The organism is Sorangium sp. So ce590, from assembly GCF_051521365.1.
GTDB lineage: Bacteria > Myxococcota_A > Polyangia > Polyangiales > Polyangiaceae > Sorangium.
In genome coordinates this window covers 6,207,267-6,226,378 of sequence record NZ_CP150346.1, presented here as the reverse complement: position 1 = coordinate 6,226,378, position 19,112 = coordinate 6,207,267, and the positions used below count along the sequence as shown (strand labels likewise).

Here is a 19,112-nt window from a genome sequence, read left to right as displayed (position 1 = left end):
CCTGCTCGAGCCGGGCCGAGCGTCGGCCTCGGGACGACAGCGCGGGGCCAGGGAGCTCGCCGTGGAATCCGGACGTCGCCGCAGCCATGTCCCTCTCTCCTTTGTGGTCGATTCTCGTTTCCTGTGGACGTGAGGACGGGGCGCTCGGCCGGCGTTTCTCAACTGCCGATCTGCAGATCTGGCAACGCGCCGGATTGCCAGCAGTGGAAACCCGTCGTAGCGTGGCGCTCATTGCAGTTCCTTCAACACAACATCGAGGGCATCATGAGTAACCCGTCCCTGCCGCAGAAAGACTCTCCCGCGGAGCAGCAGCAGCGCAAAAACGAGCTCGCTCAAGCCCAGCAGACCTACGTCTACAACCACAACACCCGTCTGGCGCCCCTCGGGGTGGCTCAGTGCGTTCCGAACGGACAGGGCTTTGCCCCCATCCTGGTGGGGTCGGCGGCGCTCGTGGTTCTCGAACTCGTCGGCAATGTGGTGGCCAAGGCGTCCAAGCTCGTGGCTGCGGACGGCTCACTTCGCACCGCCGACGGCGCCCCGATGGACAAGGTGACGCGCGAGAGGATCCAGGGCGTCTTCGACGATCTGAAGCAACGCCATCGGAAGCTCACCCTCTGGCTGACGCCGCTCCACGGCGAGCCCGAGCGTGCCCCCGCGCCGCCCCCGCGCCGGCCGCCCGTGGCGCGGCTCGGGGGGGCCGCGCAGCAGATCGTCACGGCGGTGGAGTGCGGCGCGGTGGGCAACGCCCCCGGCACGATGGACCGTCCCATCGAGAAGCCGGGTGACATCATCAAAGCGCTGCTGGAGACGCTGCGGAGCGCCGCGGGGAAGCTCCTTCTCGATTTCGTCGGGCTGTACGGGCAGGCGACCAGCGTGTACGACTATGTCCTGGAGTTCCAGACGTTCCGCCTGCCGGAGATCGTGAGCGTCTATCAGGACGACACGATCTTCGCCTGGATGCGGGTGGCGGGGCCGAACCCGCTCGTGCTCAGGCGCGTCGCGTCGCCCGGGCCGAGCTTCCCCGTGACCGACGCCCAGTATCAATCGGTGATGGGCAAGAACGACTCCCTGGCGAGCGCAGGTGACGAGGGGCGCCTCTACCTGGCGGACTACAAGGCGCTCTCGCAGCTCGTGCCCGGGACCGCGCCGGATCAGCAGAAGTACGTCGAGGCGCCGCTCGCGCTCTTCGCGGTGCCCGCCGCGGGCTCGCCTGGCCGTCTGCTCCGCCCGGTGGCCATCCAGTGCGCGCAGACGCCGGGCGCGGCGAGCCCGATCTTCACGCCGTCGGACGGCGTGGGGTGGGAGGTGGCCAAGCTCCACGTGCAGGTCGCCGATGGGAACTATCACGAGCTGATCTCCCACCTCGGGCAGACCCACCTCGTCATCGAGGCGTTCGCGATGGCCACGCCGCGGCAGCTCGCCCCCGAGCACCCGGTGAACGTCCTGCTCACCCCGCATTTCCAGGGCACCCTGGCGATCAACGACGCCGCCGAGGCCGATCTGATCGCCCCGGGAGGCCCGGTGGACAACCTGCTCGCCGGGACGATCGCGTCGTCCACCCAGCTCGCGGTCGACTCCGTGCTGAGCTACAGCGTCAATGAGCAGTTCCTCCCGGCGGCGCTCGCGCGCCGGGGCGTCGACGATCCGGATGCCCTGCCGATCTACCCCTACCGCGACGACGCGATCCTCCTCTGGGGAGCGATCCACCCGTGGGTGTCGCGGTACCTCGCCGTCTATTATACCAGCGATGCGGACGTGCAGGGCGATTACGAGCTACAGAGCTGGATCGCCGAGCTGTCCTCGCCGACGGGCTGCGCCCTGAAAGACATCGGCGAGGACGGGGCGATCCGCACCGTGGCTTACCTGGCGGATCTGCTGACGCACGTGATCTTCACCGCCAGCGCCCAGCATGCGGCGGTGAACTTTCCGCAGCGCTTCATCATGGGCTTCACCCCGGCGCTCCCGCTCGCCGCCTACGCCCCGGCGCCGAGCGTCACAACGGGTCTGCCGTCCTCGGAGATCTACCACCACCTGCCGCCCCTGCAGCAGGCGCTGCTCCAGCTGAACGTGATGACGCTCCTCGGCGGGGTCTACTACTCGCGGCTCGGCGACTACGACCGGAACATCCCGGGCAGCTATTTCACCGACGCGCGGGTCCGCGAGCCCCTCGAGGCGTTCCAGCGCGCGCTGATCGAGACCGAGACGATCATCGGCAAGCGCAACTTTCAGCGCGTCCCGTATGTCGTCCTCCTGCCGTCCGAGATCCCGCAGAGCATCAATATCTGAGGCGGTCGCCGAGCGGGGACGCTGTCGTCCGGACAGAAGGCGCGCAGAAGAACCCGATGCGCCACCTCGAGCGAGGAGCCCGGCTCTGCCTGACATCGCTGCTCGCCCGCTGCGGACCCTGCCGGTGGGGATCGCCTCGCCGCTGAAGCTGCTGCTCCCGGGCTGCATGCAGCCGACCAGCTCGGTGGAGCGCTTCCTGCGCGAGGCCCGGTGAGCGCCGGCGTCCCGGAGCACGCCGAGGCGCCGCGATCGGGCTTCACGTGCGCTCGAAAAACGTCACCTCGCCGGTCTCCAGGGCGTACTCGGCGCCCACGATCTTCATGCCCTCCTCGGCGCAGAGCCGCTCGAGCAGGCGGCTGCCGTGCCGGAGGTGGTCGCACGAGTTGCGCACGTTCGCCCGCATCGCCTCGCGCAGCAGGAAGTCCCTGGCAGCGTCGTGGCCGGCGGCGCTCAGCACCGTCTCCACCGGGGATCGGCAGCGTTCGACGATATCGCGGATGTTGTCGGTGAGGGGACCGCCGTGCTCCTCCTGGAGCAGCTCGCTCAGCGTGGCCTCGATGGCGCCGCAGCGCGAGTGGCCCATCACCACCGCGAGGCGGGTCCCGAAGGCGGCGGCGGCGAACTCCACGCTGCCGATCAGCGAGGGCGCCACCACGTTGCCCGCCACCCGGATGACGAACAGCTCGCCGAGCCCCTGATCGAAGATCAGCTCGGCGGGCGCCCGGGAGTCCGAGCAGCAGAGGACGATGGCGAAGGGCTGCTGCCCGTCCACGAGCGCGGCCCGCGCCCGCTTTCCGAGCACGACGTGCTCGCTGCGGATGTTGTCCACGAAGCGCCGGTTGCCCTCGGCCAGCCGCTGCAGCGCTCGTTCGGCGGACATGGCGGGCTCGGAGGGCGAAGGATTGCTGGTTCCCATGCGGTCGGCCACCGTGGTGGGCCCGGCGGCGGGCGTCAATGGGGGGATCTCCTGCCTTACCCGGCGCTCGCGCGGGGATCACCCCCCGACGCCGCGCTGCCGCCGCCGCATCGCGAGCGCCGCGAGCGCCGTGAGCGCGCCGAGCGCGCCCAGCGGAGCGCGCGGCGCTCCCCCCGGGATCGCGCACCCGCACCCCTCCGGCGCGAGCTCCATCGCCGGATCGACCACCACGCTCACCTGGTCGGTCGCCTCCAGGATCCCGTCGCCGACCTTCACCTCGAACGCGAAGGTCGTCGCCGCGGCCACCTCGGGCGCCACGAAGGTCGTCTGCGCGCCCTCGCCGGTCAGCTCGACCGCCGGCCCCGCCGTCTGCGTCCAGGAGAACGTCAGCTCGTCCTCCTCGGGATCCGAGCTCCCCGACGCGTCGAGCGTCACGAGCTCTCCGATCGCGACCGCCTGATCCGTTCCGGCGTCGGCCACCGGCCCTCTCTGGCAGGAGGCGGTGTCCTCGACGAGCGTCGCGAACGGTTTGTTCTTCAGGCCCGCAAACCCGATGTCGTCGAGCTCCCAGCCGGTGTCGCCCGCGGCCTCGTCGGTGCCCACGCGGAACCGCACCCGCACCGTCTTCCCGGCGAACGCGGTCCCCAGGTCGACAGACACCCTGTCGGCCTCGGGCCACGACGGACTCTCGCCGACAAAGGCCATCCGCCTGGCCAGCGGATTGCCCGACTCGCTCGTGATCCTCCCACTGTAGCCCGGATCCGCGGTCCTCGCGAGGTCGACCCACGTCTCGCCGCCGTCGGCGCTGATCTCGATCACCGCGCCGTCCCAGGACGTGCCGTCGCTCGCCTCGAACTGGTGCCGGTGCGCGAACGTCAGCACGAAGCGCTCGGTCTCGCTGACCTCCAGGGCCGGCGACACCAGCGCCGCGTCGGACAGGCTCGCCAGGTCCACGCCGCGCCACACGCGGTTCGGCGCGTCCGCCTCGGCGCGCGACCACACGAGCTCGCTGGAGAGCCCCTCGACGGTCCAGGTCGTGCTCTGCGTCTCCACGCCGTCGACCGCCGAGGACCCGGGGACCTCGTCGTAGTTCACGCGGCGCACCAGGGCCTCCACCCGCGTCGGCGTGCACGCCTCGGCGCTCTTCAGCGTCAGGCGGAGCTTCAGGTCCTCGGCGGGCTTCACGCTCCGGTCGAGCTTCACCGCCACGGTCGCGGTCCCGGTCGCGAACGGCGCGATGTCGCCGAACGACACGCGCGCGCCTTCCGGGAAGCTCACCCCGCCGCCCGGCCCCTCGATGGACGCCACCGCCCCGGTCAGCGGCGCCGTGCCGCGATTGACGATCTCGATCGCGACCGTGCCGGACTCCTCCGCGTCGAGCAGCCCGTCGCGGTCGCAGGAGCCGGCGCTGTCGTCGAGCTCCGCGCGGACCAGCGCGATCTCGGGCTGGATTTTGAAGCTCTCGACCACGCCGGAGAGGCCGTGCGAGTCGGCGCGCGGCGACTCGGCGCACGTGCCGGCGCCGCGCCGCGCGAACGCCTCCGCCATCGCGAGGAAGTCGCCCTGATCGCTGGCGAGCGCGGCGGCCAGCACGGCGTCGCGCTGCTCGGTGTAGGTCGGGTTGGCCGGGGCGAGCTTCATGCCCGCCACCACGTAATCGCTCATCCTCCGCCGGGTCTGCTCGAACGCGCGCGGCGGGGTCAGGCCGTCGCCGTGCCGGATCAGCGCGACATAGGCCTCGAACATCATGGCTGCCCAGACCTCACCGGCGTTGTGCACCTCGGAGTTCTGGGGAGCCGAGACGTTGAGCGGGTGGTCGGGGAGGCGCTCGTCGTCCGAGATATGCTTGAACGTCAGCCCGTTCCTGCTGAAGTCGACGGAGTAGGGCGCGCGGCGGATGCCGAAGTAGCTGTCGCCCATCGCCGCGCTCCCGTAGCTCGAGAGCGGGTAGGCGCCGTCGAGGTCGTCGCCATCGCGCAGCGCCATGTGCAGCGCGATGAAGTCCGCCCAGCCCTCGCTCTGCGCGCCGCACATCTGCGTGCCGCACGCGACCAGACGGAGGTGGAGGTAGTGGCCCCACTCGTGCGCCACGATGGTGTTGTCGATCGTGCCGTCGCGCTCCACGCTGGGCTCGCGGGTCATCGTGACCGCGAGCGGCGCCTGCGCCCCGGCGAGCGCCGCCTTGAGCGCGCTGCCGTCCTCGAGCGAGACGCTCTGGGCCGGCGTCGTCACCTCGGGCGCGTCGCCGGCGAGCCGCGGGGCCCCGTCGCTCACGCGGTTGTTGGCGATGATGACGCCGACGGCGCCCGCCTCCTGCGCGCTCTGCGCCTTCTCGGCGAAGGTGCACCCGCCCCGGTCGACGAGGGCGATCTTGCCGGCCACGTCGCTCGTGATCGGCCCGCACGCGTCGCCCCGGGGCGCGGCGTCGTCCTCGCCGAGGGCGAGCTCACCGGTCACCTCGTAGCGCAGGGGCCCGAACATGGCGGTGTTCGACGCGTAGTTGGCGTTCTGCGGCGTGACGCTCAGGGACCGCAGGTCCTGCCCGGACCACAGGTACATCTGCATCCGCGGCGACGCGCCGTCGTACGTCGCGTCCATGTTCGCGTTGTCGCGGCTGCCGCCGGGCGCGTCGTCCTGCGCCTCGGCGAGGAGCGGGTCGCCGTCGAGGCCGCCTCGACCGAGGTTGTCGCGCTGGCCGTTGCCTGCGGCCTCGGTGAAGCCGGAGTCGTAGTACCAGTCATGGAGCCAGTTCGTGACGTAGAAGACCTGGGTGACGGCCGCCATGATCTGCTCGGGCCCGGCGAGCGGCTCGGCGAGCGGGTCATAGGTGTAGTCGAACGCGCCCGGCCCCGAGAGCGCCGCGCGCGTATCGCCGCTGGAGAACCCGTCGGGCGCGTGATGATCCGCGTAGGCGTCGACGTTGTTGCCGCGGGTCGACGTCGCGTCCGCCGGAAGCCACGGATCGGCCTTGCCGTCCGGGCTCGTGTTGAACCCCTCGATGGAGATGAGGCTCGGCGCGATGAACCGCGGGACATGGCCGTCGGGCTGCCCGGTCGGGTGCGGCGACATGTCCGCGAGGGGCCCGCCGAGCGGGGTGTGCTTGCCCCCTTCCTCTGCCCAGACCCGGTAATCGAACGTGGCGGCGTGGGAGAGGTTTTCCCGGTAGAGATACCGCCCGTCGCTGGCCCCGAACACCCACGCATACGCCCCGGAGCTCGTGCTGCCGGCGTCGCCCGAGATGAGCTCGACGAAGTAGCCGGGCACGAGCCGGTCGGGCAGCGGAAACAGCACCTTCCTGACCCGCGCCGGCTGCGTGAAGCGCAGGCTCCCGGCGCGCTGGCGCGCGTGCGCGGTGTCCGCGAGCTCGAAGAGCCGATACCCGCCCTTCGCCTCGCCCCGGCCGCGGAGGTCGGCCGTCTTGATGTCGATGCGGTGCGCGTCGCGCACGGCGCGGACGATCGCCTGGGCCGGCGAGCCGGAGAACGCGCGGCTGCGCTTCGAGCCGGGCCGCAGCGAGCCGGCGCCGGGCGGGAGCGAGACGGCCGACGCGTGCAGGTTGCCCGCGAGCGCGACGAGCGCGAGGTCGCGCTTCATGAGCACCCCGAGCTCGCTGCGGAAGACCGGGACCCCGTCGACGTCCTGGCCCAGCGTGACGAGGATGCCGCCGCGCCCGGTGTCGTGGACGTGCCGCACGACGGCCGTGTCGAGCGCGGCCTGCGGCAGGTTGTAGAGGCGCGCGTACCGCTGCACGTACCAGCGCGCTGCGGCCTCGGCCGTGCTGTGGGTCGCGGCCGGCGGGCGGTGCTCCGGCGAGGTCGCCCACACGAAGGTCGGCACCCCGCGCTGCGGATCGGTCGACGCGACGACGACGCCCGGCGCATCCTCGTTCGCGACGCGCGCCACGCCGGCGGGCAGCGCCGGCGGCTCCTTGAAATAGGCATCGTGGTTCGGGCGCTCCCGCGCGTGGGCGAGGGGCCCGGCGAGCAGCGCGAACGACAGCGCGGTGTACCGAACTGAAACCTTCATGTTCCTCGATTCTCCGATTCCGAGGGAACGACGCCTATCGGACGCGCGCGCGAAGGCCGCGCGCTGCGTCCAGGGCGCCTCGCGCCCACCCGTCGAATCCGCGACGCGAGGCACCCTAGCCGCAGCGTGCGTGCAGGGGAAGCGCGACGGCTCGCGCTCCTTGCGGAGTCGTAAGGTGCCTTTCATGCGATTTCGCCCCAGTGCTTGGCAAGGCGCGAGTCGGGCGGATTTGAGACAGGAATGGAATAGAGAGGATACCTTTCGCCACACTCCATGAATCCATGGATTGCGTGGTTGTTGTCGCTGCCGACGAGGTTGTTGTCGCTGCCGACGAGTTGGGGCGAGCCGGTCGCGGCGTGCGCCGTGGTCGCCGCGACCTGGGCAATTGGGGCGGGAGGCGAGGCCATCGCGCCTGCGGCCTCATCCTGGATCCGGCCATGTGAACCGGGCGGGCGGCGGCTCCTGCGGTCCCTGCGGCGCGGTCTCATGGGGCGTCTGTCCTGCGGCGCGGGTCCGAACGTGAAGGCGGGTACGCAGTCACGCCGTGCGGCGCGTCTCATCGGCTCGGGCGCAGCGAGCCGGCCCACCTGCGGGTATGACGAAGCGCTGACATGCCGCGCGGGGCTCCGGAGACTATCCTCACAAAAGCCAACGTGATCCACGCTTTGCACGTCGAGACCAAGCTCGTCTCCGAAGAGCTCTGCGCTCTTCTGCGTCAAGTTGATCCCGCGGTCTTCGTCTTCCGGGACGAGCCCGAGGTGCGCGCCCGGGTCGATCGGGTGGTGTCGCGGCTCCGGGAGCTCGTCGTGGCCGCCGAGCGCGACGATGCGGCGGGCACGCTCGGGCGGCTCCGCGAGCGCCTTCGCGCGTTGCTCGCGGCGGTCGAGCGGGCGACCCCGACCGGCACGCCCTCGCCCAAGGCGGCGTGGATAGCGTTCCAGCGGGAGGTGCAGCCTGCGTACGAGTCGTTGCTGCTGACGCTGCGGGGGGTCGTTGTGGCGCCGCCGAGCGTCAGGCCGACGAACCATGCGCGCAGCCTGTGGCACGTGGGCTCGGGGCTGGCGGTGCTCGGGTTGATCCAGCTCCTGCCCGAGCGCGGCTGGCTGGTGGCCGTGAGCGGCGCGTTCGCGGCGGCGGCGTGGTCGATGGAGATTGCCCGCCGGGTGAGCGAGCGGGTCAACGATCGGCTGATGCGGCTCTTCCGGTTCGTGGCGCACCCGCACGAGCGTTACCGGGTGAACTCGTCGACCTGGTACGTGACGGCGCTCCTCTTGCTGGCGCTGTTCGGGACGCGGCTGAGCCAGTCGCTCGCCGTGGTGGTGCTCGCGGTGGGCGACCCGGCGGCGGCGCTCATCGGCCGTCGCTTCGGCCGCACGCGGCTGCGCGACGGCCGATCGCTGGAGGGGACGCTCGCCTGCTTCGCGGCCGGCGCGCTGAGCTCCCTCGCGGTGATGTGGGCGCTCGGCCCCGCGTCGCTCTCCTCGCGGCTCGCCCTGGCCGCCGTCGCGGGCCTGGCCGGGGCGGCCACCGAGCTGTTCTCGTCGCGGATGGACGACAACTTCACGATCCCGGTCGCCGTGGCGGCCGCGGTGACCGTCGCCGGCGCGGGCTGATCTCAGGGCATCTCGCCGCGGATCTCGACCGCGAGGCGGGCGAGGTACTGTCTCATGAACTCCGCCCGTCGCGCGCCCTCGCGACGCCCGGCGGCCGTCGTGAGGCTCTCGGCGGTCTTGAACAGCTTCACGTGGAAGTGGTCGATGGCGTTCTCGCGATCGTTCCACGGCCTCCGCTCGGCGAACGGATCCTGGGGATCGTAGAACCGGACGCCGAGCAGGCCGCCCACGGCGAAGCAGCGGGCGATCCCGATCGCCCCCAGCCCGTCGAGGCGGTCGGCGTCCTGGACGACCCTGGCTTCGAGGGTGCTCGGCTCGATCCCCGCGCTGTAGCTGTGGGCCTCGATGGCGTGGGCGATGTCCGCGAGGAAGGCCTCGGGGTACGCGATGCTCCGGAGGAAGCGCAGCGCCTCCGCCGCGGAGAGCCGTGAGGCCTGCGAGCGCCTCGGGTCGTTCTTGGGGACGTTCACGAGATCGTGCAGCCAGGCCGCGGGGACGACGACCTCGAGCCTGGCCCCTTCGTCCGCCGCGAGCGTCTTGGCCGTGGCGACGACCCTCGTGAAGTGCGCCAGATCGTGGGCCGGATCATCGCCGAGGTCGGTCTGCTCGAGCTTCCTCGCAAAGCGTGCTTCCCAGTCGTTCATCCCCCGCCTCTTATCCACGGAGACGAGCGCGGGCAATGACGACAGGACGGGCCAGCGTCTTGGCTTACGCCCAGCGGACCCCGCGCTGCGCGCCGCTCGCGAAGTCTCCGCTCGACCGCGCGCGGGCTGCCGCGCGCGGTCGAGCGGCAGCGCGTCAGGCCGCCGGGTGCGCGTCTGCGCCCGCGCTGCGCGGGGGAGATGTCGCCGCGAGCTGGTTGATGTGCACGTGCTGGCTCGGGACAGGGAGCCCCAGCTTGCCGAGCTCCTCGCGGATGGCCTTGTTGGTGGCGAAGTAGACGTCCCAGTAATGATCGGTATGGCAGAAGGGCCGGACGGCCAGCACGGGCCCGGCGAGGGTGAAGTCCAGGATCTCGACGCTGGGCGCGGGCACCTTGACCACGTTGGGGATGAGCGCGAGGTGCGCCCTGAGCCGCGTGATCGCCGCCTCGTGATCCGCGCCGTGCGCGAGCTGCGCGGTGCAGTCGACGCGACGGAACGGGTTCGTGCTGTAGTTCTGGATGGTGTCGCTGAAGATCTTGCCGTTGCCCACGATGTTGCGGACGTTGTCGGGCGTGTCCAGGGTGGTCGCGAAGAGCCCGATCGAGTGTACGGTGCCCGTCACGCCCCCGGCCGTCACGAGATCACCCGTCTTGAAGGGGCGCAGGAGGATCATGAAGATGCCGGCCGCGAGGTTCGAGAGGAGCCCGGACCACGCCATGCCGACGGCGATGCCGACCGCGGCGAGCAGGCTGGCGAAGGTGGTCGTCTCGACGCCGAAGACGCTGAGCATCGCGATGACGAGCAGGATGTTCAGCAGCACGGACGTCGCCGACTCGAGGTAATGAGCCAGCGTCACGTCGAGCTTCTTCAGCGCGGAGCTGCGCTGCATCACCGAGAGGACCCCCCGGATCATCATCCGGCCGATGATCCAGACCAGGATCGCGCCCACGATCTTCGCGCCGACGCTCATCCCGAGCGCCACCCCCATATCCACGTACCGCTGAACTCTCTCGTCCATCTCAAGCCTCCTGGCGGCGTGTGCGCCGCTCGAGGGGGCCCTGAGCAAGGCGCGTGCGCGCCTCGCTTTGTGCGAGCTTCCCCTCGGGCCGCCACCTCTATCACGCCGTACGGTCGGTCCGCGAGAGGGGACACAGAGATCTTCGAGCATCAGCCTTGCGGCCTGCGCACATCAGCTGAGCGCGGAGCTGGCTTCTGCCTGCACCTGGAGTCGCCGCCGGCACCTTGCAGCTCGCCGGGGCCCGCAGGCCCCCGTGAGAGCTCGTCCCCTCGCCTGCGTCTGCGGTCAGGAGGTGAGGTTGCCGCCACGGACCCGCTGGTCCTACGTCGCCTGCTGCTCGACGTCCGCGCAGCAGCGGAAGCCGACCTCGTAGCCGTAGTCGTCTTCCTTGTGAAAGGTCGTCATCGGGCGGCACTGGCTCCGGATCGGACCCCACCATCCGCCCTTGAGCCCGCTGCGATAAGGGGCCTTCTGATCGGTGCGCACCACCCACTCGTTGGCGTTGCCGTTCAGATCGAAGACGCCTGCCCACGAGGCGCACGCCGCGCGTCCGCCGGCCGGCTCGCGGCCGTCCAGGCGTGACAGCTCGGCGGCGCATCGCTCGTTCTGCTGGCATGCTTCGTAGTGGAGCAGCCGCTGCGAGTGATCCGGAAAGCGGTAGTCTCGGTCCTGATTGCACGTCTCGGCGTCCCGCTGGTAGCCGTAGGCGTAAGGCAGCGCCTCGGGGCCTTCGCAGGCGAAGTTGAACTCGGCCTCGGTGCACAGCCGCTTGCCCTCTGCCGCGCAGAGATCGGCGGCTTGCTCCCACGAGGTCAGCGTGCGGGGCAGCTCGCCCGGAACGTTCGGGTACTCGTACCGGTCCATGCAGAACGAGAGGTTCTCGTTCTTCTTGGCGACGCACCGCGACGGCTCACGGAAACGCACGCATCGGGCGGCCACACCCGGCTCACCGTGGCGCTTCGTCCATTCGGGGTGGTACTCGAGGCATTCTTGCACCACGGCGGGGCAATACTCGCCTTCCACCCTCACCATCCCGCCCGGGCACCCCTCGGTCCATCCGGGCAGGGCGACCGGCGCCTCGCTCGTCGTGAGATCGGCCAGCGGCCCGTCGGCCTCGGCCTGCGGAGCCGCGACCTCCTCCTCCTCCTCCTCCTGCGGAGCGGCGGCCTCCGCCTGCCGAGCCGCGACCTGCGGGGGGTCGGACATCTCCCCTGAGACCTCGCGGATCTCGACGGTTCGAGCTTCGCCCACCTCCGTGTCCGAATGACTGCCGCAGCCTGAGGCCGCGACGCCGAGCAGCGTTATTACCGTGATGGCCAGGGTTCGCACGTTGACCTCTTCCCACGTTTGCCTACATTAGCGCACATACATGGGCCAAGATTGAGCCGAGCTCGCCTTGATCTTCCTGCGAGCGTCGGGACCTGGCTGGAGAGCGTGCAAAATCTCGGCCTGCTGCCGTGCCCCGAATTGTCGGGCCACGCGGCGGGTCGGTCTGTCGTCGTCCCGTTGTGTGGCCGCCCAGTCGGCCAGGACGGCCGGCCAGCGCGCGGCCACCTCGGCACACGCTCCGCGCGCGACATGCGCGCCCTACGTCGTTCTTGCGTGGCTGGCTGGCCGCCGACGCTCCGCCTTGCCCACGCGCGATCGACGGTTCTCGATCAGCGCGAGCGGGGGCGCCTCGGTGGGATGATCGTCGACGCGCGCACCGCGAGCAGGGAGGGACGGCGCCACCGGGCGTGGTTCACCCGGGAGGAGCGTTACCCGCGACCGAGCGCTTCGCGTCGGCGCCGGCGCGAACCCAGCGCGGCGACCACGCCGAGGAGCGTGAGCCCTCCGAGATCGGCCGATCGACCGCTCGTCGAGCAGGAGCACCCGGAATCGCCGCCGGACTCCCCGTCGTCCGGCGGGTCCTCGGTCGGCGGGTCGGCGCCGCCCACGCCGCTGCCCGAGGCGACCGACGAGCTCGCTGTCGCGCTCGCGGTCGATCCGCCGCCGGCCGACGAGGTCGACGTGCTGCTCGCCTCCGCTCCGCCGGCACCGCCGCTGCCCCCGCCGCCGCCTCCTCCGCTGCCGCCCCCGCCCTCGACGCCGGCGCACTCGGCGGTGCACTCCGTCGAGCAGTCGTTGCAGAGGCATTCGATGATGCGGAGATAGATGTTGGCGCCCGCGGCATGATCGCTCATGCAGCGCTCGACGCAGGCGTTGTCCTGGCAGGTGGCGTAACAGCCGGCGAATGCCCGGCACGAGGTCGACGCGCCGCAGGCGTCATACTGCGATCTGCAGGTGTCCGCGAGCGAGCCGTTGAAGCAGCTATCGCAGTCGTCGCCGCCGCCGCTCGTGGCGCTCGTGGCGCTCGTGGTCACGGTCTCGCCGTTGGGATACAGGGCGCACACGCCCTCGACGTCGTCGTCCTCGAGGGTGCGCATCGACGAGCCCACGACGTAGTACGGGGTCATCGTCGCGCTCCGCTCGCTGGAGTGGCCGAGGCCGAGGAAATGTCCCTCCTCGTGTGTCGCGATCGACTGTGTGTCGACACAGCCGTCGTTGCCGGTGTCGTTCCAGCAGAACCCGACGTTGTTGAAGACCATGTCGGCGTCCACGATGGCGTAGTCGAACCTCCCCCAGGCCGGCATCGTGACGCCGATGACCGAGTTGACGTCGCCGAGCATGTTCGGCCAGGAGTTGCTGACCCAGTGGAACACGTTCTTGCCGTCATTGACGTTGTAACGATCGGTTGTGTCGCCGAGGAGGTTGGCCTGCCAAGCCGTACACCCCGGGCTCGACCACGCGTCGAACCCGGACTCGATACGGGCGACGGCGAAGCCGGCGATCCCGCTCGGGATCGTCGCGTGGTTGATGTAGTAGCTGACGGGCAGCTGACCCCAGCGAGGGACGCTGGAATCGAGCGGCGTCCACGCGGCGGCCTCGCGGCCCGCGGCGTGGAACGAGGCGGCGCCGAGCAAGACGGCGAGGGCAACGTGGCGCCTCACCTCACTTCACTCCCGCGAAGCGGACCACGTCCGTCATGAGGGTCTCGATGGGCTCGACCTCCTCGGCGGGCGCCTTGACGGGCACGAACGTGCCCCCGGTCCGCTGGACGAGGTGCAGCCCCTCGAGGCTGCGCCGCGCCAGGCCCTTCGTGTCCACGTGATAGACCGACAGCGCGAGCGCCGTGAAGTGCCAACGCCCCTTGTCGCCCGGGCGCAGGAAGACCACGGCGTCTTCGCCCTGCGAGAGCGCGGCGTCGCCCAGCAGCCGCTGTGTCTTGCCGTTGTAGGTCCCGCCGACCTGCTCCAGCACAATCACCTTCACGCCCCCCTTGGCCGCCTCGCCTCCCTTGAGCGGCTGGGTGATCGTGAGCTCGGTGCGGGTCACGATCGATTTCCCGTCGTCGGACTCCGCCGTGTACGACTGGCCGACGGTCACGCGCGCCACCGTCGCTGACTTGCGCACGAGCTCCTCGCGCGAGAGCAGGACGGCCGTCGTCGCGTCGGCAGGCGTGCCGAGGCACAGCAGCGCCACGGCAGCAGACAGGGAGAGCACTGCGTTCACGCTTCTCTTCATGTCGATGACTCCTTAAGATCGTCTTTTCTATCCCGAAGCGCGCCCGGCGGCTACACAGGAAGCAGCACCGACTTCGTGCTCGCGGTGCTGCGACGCGGCGCATCTATCGTGACAGCGGATCATTACGCCGTAGCGCGGCGTCACGCCGTGATCTGCGGATAGGGTCGTTGTCGCTCGCGCGGTGGTGCGCCGGCCGGAGGAGCCGGAGACGGGCTCGGCCTTTACCGCTGCTGCACCCAGGGGACACGACGTGGCCCCGGAGCGCTCGATAGCGCCCAAAGGCCGCTGCCTCGGCGATCCGAGGAGACGCTGTTCGTTGGCGCCGCGACGGACAGCGTCTCCTCGGGCGGGCAGCTCGGCTCGACGCGCGGCGCTAGGGCGCGAGCGACAGGTCGCGCACGTAGTCGGCGAGCGCCCGCTCGGCGCCGGCCACCGCCTCGCGCGCGCCCGGGAGCTCCGCCGACACCGCCGCGATCCGGTCTTCCTGCTCGCCGAGCGTCCTGAGGTAGCGCTCGTGGAGCGCGCTCCCCGCGGGCACGACCTTGAGGTTCTCGCGCACGCGCTCCTGCTCGCCGCGCAGCGCCGCGAGCTCGGACTCCAGCGCCGAGAGCGCGCGTTGCCGGCCTTCGATCGTCGCCCTGAGCTCCGCGATCCGCGCGAACACCGCGCGCAGCGCCTCGGAGAGCTCGCGCGAGGACAGGTACACCCCGATCTGCTCGCTGGAGAGGCTCGTGAGCGCGATCGTGTGCGAGATGGGCTGCTCCAGCGCGACCGTGAGCCGCGCTGTCTCGCCCGCGGCCACCTCCCGCCGGATGCGGTAGCGGTCGCGCGTCACCTCGACGCCCTTCTTCGGCTCGGCGAGCTCCCAGCCGGCGAGGCGCGGGTGCTCGATGAGCACGACGCGCGGCTCGCGCGCGGCGCCCACGATCGTGTAGACCGTCACCTTGCGGGCGGTCCGGACGATCTCCAGCATCCCGCCCTGGATCCGCGCGCGCGAGAACGCCTCCTCGGCCCGCTCCTCGCGATCGATACGCACCTTCCGGTCCACGGCGAAGCTCACGAGCCGCGACTCGCCCGGCGGCAGCGGCGCGAGCCGGGCGTCGCCCACGTAGGTGACGACCCCCCGGGCGGAGCGCTCGTAGACCGTCATCGCGCCGGGCGGCAGGCTCGTGTCGCCGTCGTTCCGCAGCCGCACCGAGGCGAGCGGGCTGCGCGCGCTCGCCTCCCGCTGGTAGAGCCCCACGCGCTCCGCGGGGACCTCGCGCTCGACGATCGGGAGGAGCGCCGTCTGCCCGCTCGCGATCGTGAGGGGCGCCGGGAAGTGGAACACGACCTGCGTCGCCGCCTCCTCGCGCTCCGGCTCGCCCTTCTCGGCGGCCGCGGGGGGCGCCTCGGCGGCCGCGCCGGCGTGAAAGCGCGCGAGCCGCGCCGCCCTGGCCGCGAGCGCCGCGGCGCCCTCGTCGAGCCGCGGCAGCACCCGCTCGGCGACGTCGACGGGCACCTCCGGGCGGGACACATAGTAGATCTCGTAGAGCGCCTGGCGGAACGTCACCGGGTTGCCCGACACCAGGGTGAAATCCACGCTGTCCCAGTCGCCGCCGCTCTGGTTCTCCACGATGGCCCACCCGGAGAGCGCGGCGGCCGTCGTTTGCGGGTCCTCCGGCACGGTCAGCCGATACGATGTCTTCCAGAGCGGGACCTCGATGACGTAGGCCACCCGGACGACCCGCTCGCCCTCTCCGGCCGTGCGCACGACGAGCTCGCGGCGGTTGCGCTGACGCCGGCTCGCGAGCCCGAGGAGCGCCGCGCCGACCTGCTGTCGCAGGCGCTCCTCGACGAGCTCCACGCCGCCCGTCTCCTCCAGGACGACCTGCCTCAGCGCGCCTTCCGACATCAGCGCGAGCCGGTGCCGGTTCTCCGAGCCGCCGCCCGGCAGCGCCACCTGCGCCGCCGTGACCGCGACGATCCGCCCGACGATGGTCCCCTCGGAGCCCCGGGTCCGCACCTCGGCGCCGCGCAGCGCGTTCAGCAGGGCGGCCTCGGATTCGAGCGCTCCCTCGTCGAACGGGAGCTCGCGGAACAGGTCGCGCAGCGGCTCCCTCCCGGGAAGCGTGATGTTCCCGGCCGCGCCGCGCTCGTCGTAGACGACGATGCTCTTCAGCACGTCGTCGACCTGATCGAGCCGCACCTCGAGCGCGAGCTCGGCGTCGCCGCGGACGCGTGCCTCGTACTCGAAATACCCGACGCCGCCGGTCGAGAGCACGACCCGGCGGAGCGAGAGCGCGTCCGCCGCGGCCCCCGGCCGGGAAAGACCCATCGCGGCGGCCGCCAGCGTCGCTGTCGTCCACAATCCATTCTTCATCGTCGCCCCCCGGCGGAGGCGTGCGATGGCCCCGCCGTGTGGGTTCATAACGCCCCTCTCGAGGGCGTCAACGACGGGCGACGGGTGGAGATCGGGCGCCGCTCCCGGCGCCTGTCAACCGCGGCCGGAGGCCTCGATCCGCTTCACGACGGCGAGCGCCTCCTCGACGTGCCTCGCCGCGCGGAGCTGGGAGGAGAAGGCATGTCGAACGACCCCCTCGCGATCGATGACGAACGTCACGCGGCCCGGGAGGAGCCCGAAGAGCGGCTTCACGCCGTAGCGCGCCGCGGTCTGCCCGCCGGGGTCGCTGAGCAGCGTCATGGGCAGGCGGTGCTTCTGCGCGAACTGCTCGTGGGATCCCTCCGAGTCGGCGCTCACGCCGATGACCTCGGCGCCGGCCTCCGCGAACGCGTCATAATGGTCGCGGAACGCGCACGACTCCGCGGTGCATACAAGGGTGTCGTCCTTGGGGTAGAAAAAGAGAACGACCGCCTTCTTGCCCCGGAAATCGGAGAGTTTCACCGCCTCTCGCCTCTGCGATTGCAGGGTGAAGTCAGGGGCGATCTCACCGACGGACAGGGTGGATTGACCGAGCATGAGGGTCCTCTACCCGATGCGCCGCGCCGCGTCCAAGGCAGCCGCGAGGCGCGCGGCGGCTCGCCGGCGAGGCCCGGCATCCGGTTCCTCCGCTCCGGAGGTCTCTTCGTGGTTTCCCGGCAGGCGCCCGGCCGCGGGTGGCGGGATCCTCTCCGAGGACCGTGCTCGCCTCCCGGAGAACCACGGAGAACTTGAGCAAGCGGTCATGAAGGCGCGCGGAGCGCGTCGGACACCGGCCGCGGGCGGGCGATCGGCTACCCTGGGCGCCCCATGGCCACCACGTTCGCTGCGTTGATCTTTCGACCCGCCGACATCCCGGACCGCGCGCTGTCCCAGGGCTTTGCCGTTGCGCTCGGCGGCTGGGGCGTCGCCTCGCCGCGCCTGTTCGTCGCGGCGCTCCCGGGCGTGCCCGGGTACTGCGCCGCGTACTACGCGAGCGGCGAGCCCGCCGGTGGCGGCGACGAGCTCGACCACCTCATCGAGCTCTTCGAGGACGAGCTCTCTCCACCCGTCGCCGTGCTCGACGCGGCCGCCGAGCTCGGCCACCGGGGGGCGACGATCTTCGTGCTCGTGTTCTCGGAGGAGGTCGTCCACGACGACGGCTGGCGCTTCGAGGCGAGCGGGTTCGTCCGCCATTTCGTGAGGGAAGGGGAGGAGGGCCTCGAGGCCGGCGTGGAGACGCCCGATCGGAGCGACCTCGCTGCGGTCGACATCGACCTGCCGGACGTCGCGACCGCGCAGGAGGAGCGCGACGCCACGGACCGGGCGATCCGGCCGCACCGCGGCTCGACGTTCCTCTCGGCCGAGCTGGGCGCCCCGGTGCTCGGCGCGCTCATGGGCGGCCTCTTCGCGCCCGAGCGCCGGGTCGAGGTGCGCCTCGTCGAGCCGGGGCCGGGGTCGATCGCCGACGAGGTGAGGCGGCTCAACCGGGTGCTCCGGCGCGAGGACGGCCGCGACGCGCCGGCGGCGCCCCCGCCGCCCGTCCGCGGCGTCGCCCCGCCGGCCACGTACACGGCGTTCGCGCGCGCCTACGACTGGGCCGATCCGGCGGATCCGGAGGACCTTTACCGGGAGCTCGCGATCGGCGCCGTGGAGGGCACGCTGCGCTTCCTCCGCGAGGACGAGCTCCGCAGCCACGAGCGCGAGCCCGGCTGGGACGCGGCGGCGGCGCGGCAGCTCTACCCGATCGCGCGGCTCTCGGGCTCGGCGCTCGGCGGCGGCGCGGCCCAGCGGGCGACCGTCGCGCTCGAGGCCGACGGCGAGCAGCTCTGGGTCGTCCGCGGCGGCACGAGCGCGGCGCCGGCCGGACCGACGTTCGGCGAGCTCCTGCGCTACCTCGCGCTGGGCTGGTCGCGCCGGAGCGACGCGGAGGAAGACCTCATCGGGGCGCTGATGCTGCGCGCGCGGCTCAGGTCCCTGGGGGGCTGAGCCCGACACACGGCGCGCCCGGCGCCTCGCGTCTGCGGAGGTGAGGCGCCGGGTTGCGCGCTGTTCGCTCAGATGAACGTGTCGTACGACTGGCGTCCGCGGATCGCGGGGCGGACCGGGTACATGCCGGGGTCGTCAAGGACCCTGTGGAGCACGCCGGCCTCTCGTTCGCTGTGGGCGAATACGCTCACCAGGATCCTGCCCTGCTTGACGCCGGTTTCGTAGCGTTCCGCCCAGCGCTTCGGGACGCCGGCGGTGATGAGGATCTCGCGCAGGCCGCCCGCGAGCCTGGCGCAGACCGCGCTCGCCACCACGGCGGCCAGCGGGCCGGCCACCACGAATTCGAGGTCGGGAACCACGGCGCTCATCGCGATCGCGGCGCCGAACGTGTGCGCCGTGTGCGCCGGCGGCGTTCCGTCCGGAACCCTGAAGTACTTGTGGCGCGTCGCGTCGGTCATCAGCAGGCTGACGTCCTGTCGCGTGTAGCCGCAGTCGATGACGCGTTCCGCCGCGGCTTCCGCCTCCTCGCGCGTCTGCACCAGGCCAATTACGAGCTTCGCCATGAAGAGACCTCCTTTGCGTGAGCGCGCCCTCGCTCCAGGCCCCCGTGGCGGATACCGCACGGTCCATGCCAGTTCGAAATTCTCGCGCAGCAATG

Annotated in this window: 14 protein-coding genes; 3 read left to right on the top strand and 11 right to left on the bottom strand. The window is 71.5% G+C overall.

Features of this window, described 5'->3' with window-relative positions:
• Positions 1-264: 264 nt before the first annotated feature.
• Positions 265-2,286: a lipoxygenase family protein gene (locus WMF28_RS23145; RefSeq protein ID WP_437595419.1), complete on the top strand. Its 2,022-nt coding sequence runs from the start codon at positions 265-267 to the stop codon at positions 2,284-2,286.
• Between the two features lie 256 nt (positions 2,287-2,542).
• On the opposite strand, the gene WMF28_RS23140 is transcribed toward WMF28_RS23145, so the two are convergent.
• From WMF28_RS23140 to WMF28_RS23130, 3 genes are all read right to left on the bottom strand, one after another.
• Positions 2,543-3,166 (bottom strand): carbonic anhydrase, encoded by a 624-nt coding sequence (locus WMF28_RS23140; protein WP_437595418.1) that lies wholly within the window; start codon positions 3,164-3,166, stop codon positions 2,543-2,545.
• Between the two features lie 114 nt (positions 3,167-3,280).
• The gene (locus WMF28_RS23135) at positions 3,281-7,228 is read right to left on the bottom strand and encodes a M36 family metallopeptidase (protein ID WP_437595417.1); all 3,948 of its coding nucleotides are present in this window, start codon (positions 7,226-7,228) and stop codon (positions 3,281-3,283) included.
• A gap of 182 nt (positions 7,229-7,410) precedes the next feature.
• On the bottom strand, positions 7,411-7,635 hold the full coding sequence (locus WMF28_RS23130; RefSeq protein ID WP_437595416.1) for a hypothetical protein: 225 nt from the start codon (positions 7,633-7,635) through the stop codon (positions 7,411-7,413).
• Positions 7,636-7,881: 246 nt separating this feature from the next.
• On the opposite strand from WMF28_RS23130, the gene WMF28_RS23125 reads away from it, so the two are divergent.
• Complete coding sequence (locus WMF28_RS23125) at positions 7,882-8,841, top strand: diacylglycerol/polyprenol kinase family protein (RefSeq protein ID WP_437595415.1); 960 nt, start codon at positions 7,882-7,884, stop codon at positions 8,839-8,841.
• A gap of 2 nt (positions 8,842-8,843) precedes the next feature.
• Here the strand turns inward: WMF28_RS23125 and WMF28_RS23120 are convergent, their stop codons facing one another.
• The 7 genes from WMF28_RS23120 to WMF28_RS23090 form a co-directional block, all read right to left on the bottom strand.
• Positions 8,844-9,485: an HD domain-containing protein gene (locus WMF28_RS23120; protein ID WP_437595414.1), complete on the bottom strand. Its 642-nt coding sequence runs from the start codon at positions 9,483-9,485 to the stop codon at positions 8,844-8,846.
• Between the two features lie 154 nt (positions 9,486-9,639).
• Entirely contained in the window at positions 9,640-10,503 is an 864-nt protein-coding gene (locus tag WMF28_RS23115; protein ID WP_437595413.1) for a mechanosensitive ion channel family protein, read from the bottom strand.
• 321 nt (positions 10,504-10,824) lie between these two features.
• Entirely contained in the window at positions 10,825-11,709 is an 885-nt protein-coding gene (locus WMF28_RS23110; RefSeq protein WP_437595412.1) for an SUMF1/EgtB/PvdO family nonheme iron enzyme, read from the bottom strand.
• Between the two features lie 551 nt (positions 11,710-12,260).
• Entirely contained in the window at positions 12,261-13,493 is a 1,233-nt protein-coding gene (locus tag WMF28_RS23105) for a matrixin family metalloprotease (protein ID WP_437595411.1), read from the bottom strand.
• 1 nt (position 13,494) lies between these two features.
• Entirely contained in the window at positions 13,495-14,067 is a 573-nt protein-coding gene (locus WMF28_RS23100) for a hypothetical protein (protein WP_437595410.1), read from the bottom strand.
• Positions 14,068-14,440: 373 nt separating this feature from the next.
• Positions 14,441-16,429: a DUF4139 domain-containing protein gene (locus tag WMF28_RS23095; protein WP_437595409.1), complete on the bottom strand. Its 1,989-nt coding sequence runs from the start codon at positions 16,427-16,429 to the stop codon at positions 14,441-14,443.
• A gap of 114 nt (positions 16,430-16,543) precedes the next feature.
• A complete protein-coding gene (locus WMF28_RS23090) occupies positions 16,544-17,026 on the bottom strand; it encodes a peroxiredoxin (RefSeq protein WP_437595408.1) in 483 nt (160 codons plus the stop codon).
• 270 nt (positions 17,027-17,296) lie between these two features.
• Here WMF28_RS23090 and WMF28_RS23085 point away from each other — a divergent pair, with 270 nt between their 5' ends.
• Positions 17,297-18,454, top strand: coding sequence for a hypothetical protein (locus WMF28_RS23085; RefSeq protein ID WP_437595407.1), 1,158 nt, complete (start codon positions 17,297-17,299; stop codon positions 18,452-18,454).
• Between the two features lie 68 nt (positions 18,455-18,522).
• Here WMF28_RS23085 and WMF28_RS23080 read toward each other — a convergent pair whose 3' ends face one another.
• Positions 18,523-19,017 carry a hypothetical protein gene (locus tag WMF28_RS23080; RefSeq protein ID WP_437595406.1) on the bottom strand — a complete coding sequence of 165 codons (495 nt, stop codon included), beginning with the start codon at positions 19,015-19,017 and terminating at the stop codon, positions 18,523-18,525.
• Between the last annotated feature and the right edge of the window lie 95 nt (positions 19,018-19,112).

Coding starts and splice junctions, on each gene's coding strand:
- WMF28_RS23145 (WP_437595419.1), top strand. CDS start 265: ATGAGTAACCCGTCCCTGCCGCAGAAAGACTCTCCCGCGGAGCAGCAG.
- WMF28_RS23120 (WP_437595414.1), bottom strand. CDS start 9,485: ATGAACGACTGGGAAGCACGCTTTGCGAGGAAGCTCGAGCAGACCGAC.
- WMF28_RS23140 (WP_437595418.1), bottom strand. CDS start 3,166: ATGTCCGCCGAACGAGCGCTGCAGCGGCTGGCCGAGGGCAACCGGCGC.
- WMF28_RS23135 (WP_437595417.1), bottom strand. CDS start 7,228: ATGAAGGTTTCAGTTCGGTACACCGCGCTGTCGTTCGCGCTGCTCGCC.
- WMF28_RS23115 (WP_437595413.1), bottom strand. CDS start 10,503: ATGGACGAGAGAGTTCAGCGGTACGTGGATATGGGGGTGGCGCTCGGG.
- WMF28_RS23100 (WP_437595410.1), bottom strand. CDS start 14,067: ATGAAGAGAAGCGTGAACGCAGTGCTCTCCCTGTCTGCTGCCGTGGCG.
- WMF28_RS23130 (WP_437595416.1), bottom strand. CDS start 7,635: ATGGCCTCGCCTCCCGCCCCAATTGCCCAGGTCGCGGCGACCACGGCG.
- WMF28_RS23080 (WP_437595406.1), bottom strand. CDS start 19,017: ATGGCGAAGCTCGTAATTGGCCTGGTGCAGACGCGCGAGGAGGCGGAA.
- WMF28_RS23110 (WP_437595412.1), bottom strand. CDS start 11,709: ATGTCCGACCCCCCGCAGGTCGCGGCTCGGCAGGCGGAGGCCGCCGCT.
- WMF28_RS23090 (WP_437595408.1), bottom strand. CDS start 17,026: ATGCTCGGTCAATCCACCCTGTCCGTCGGTGAGATCGCCCCTGACTTC.
- WMF28_RS23085 (WP_437595407.1), top strand. CDS start 17,297: ATGGCCACCACGTTCGCTGCGTTGATCTTTCGACCCGCCGACATCCCG.
- WMF28_RS23095 (WP_437595409.1), bottom strand. CDS start 16,429: ATGAAGAATGGATTGTGGACGACAGCGACGCTGGCGGCCGCCGCGATG.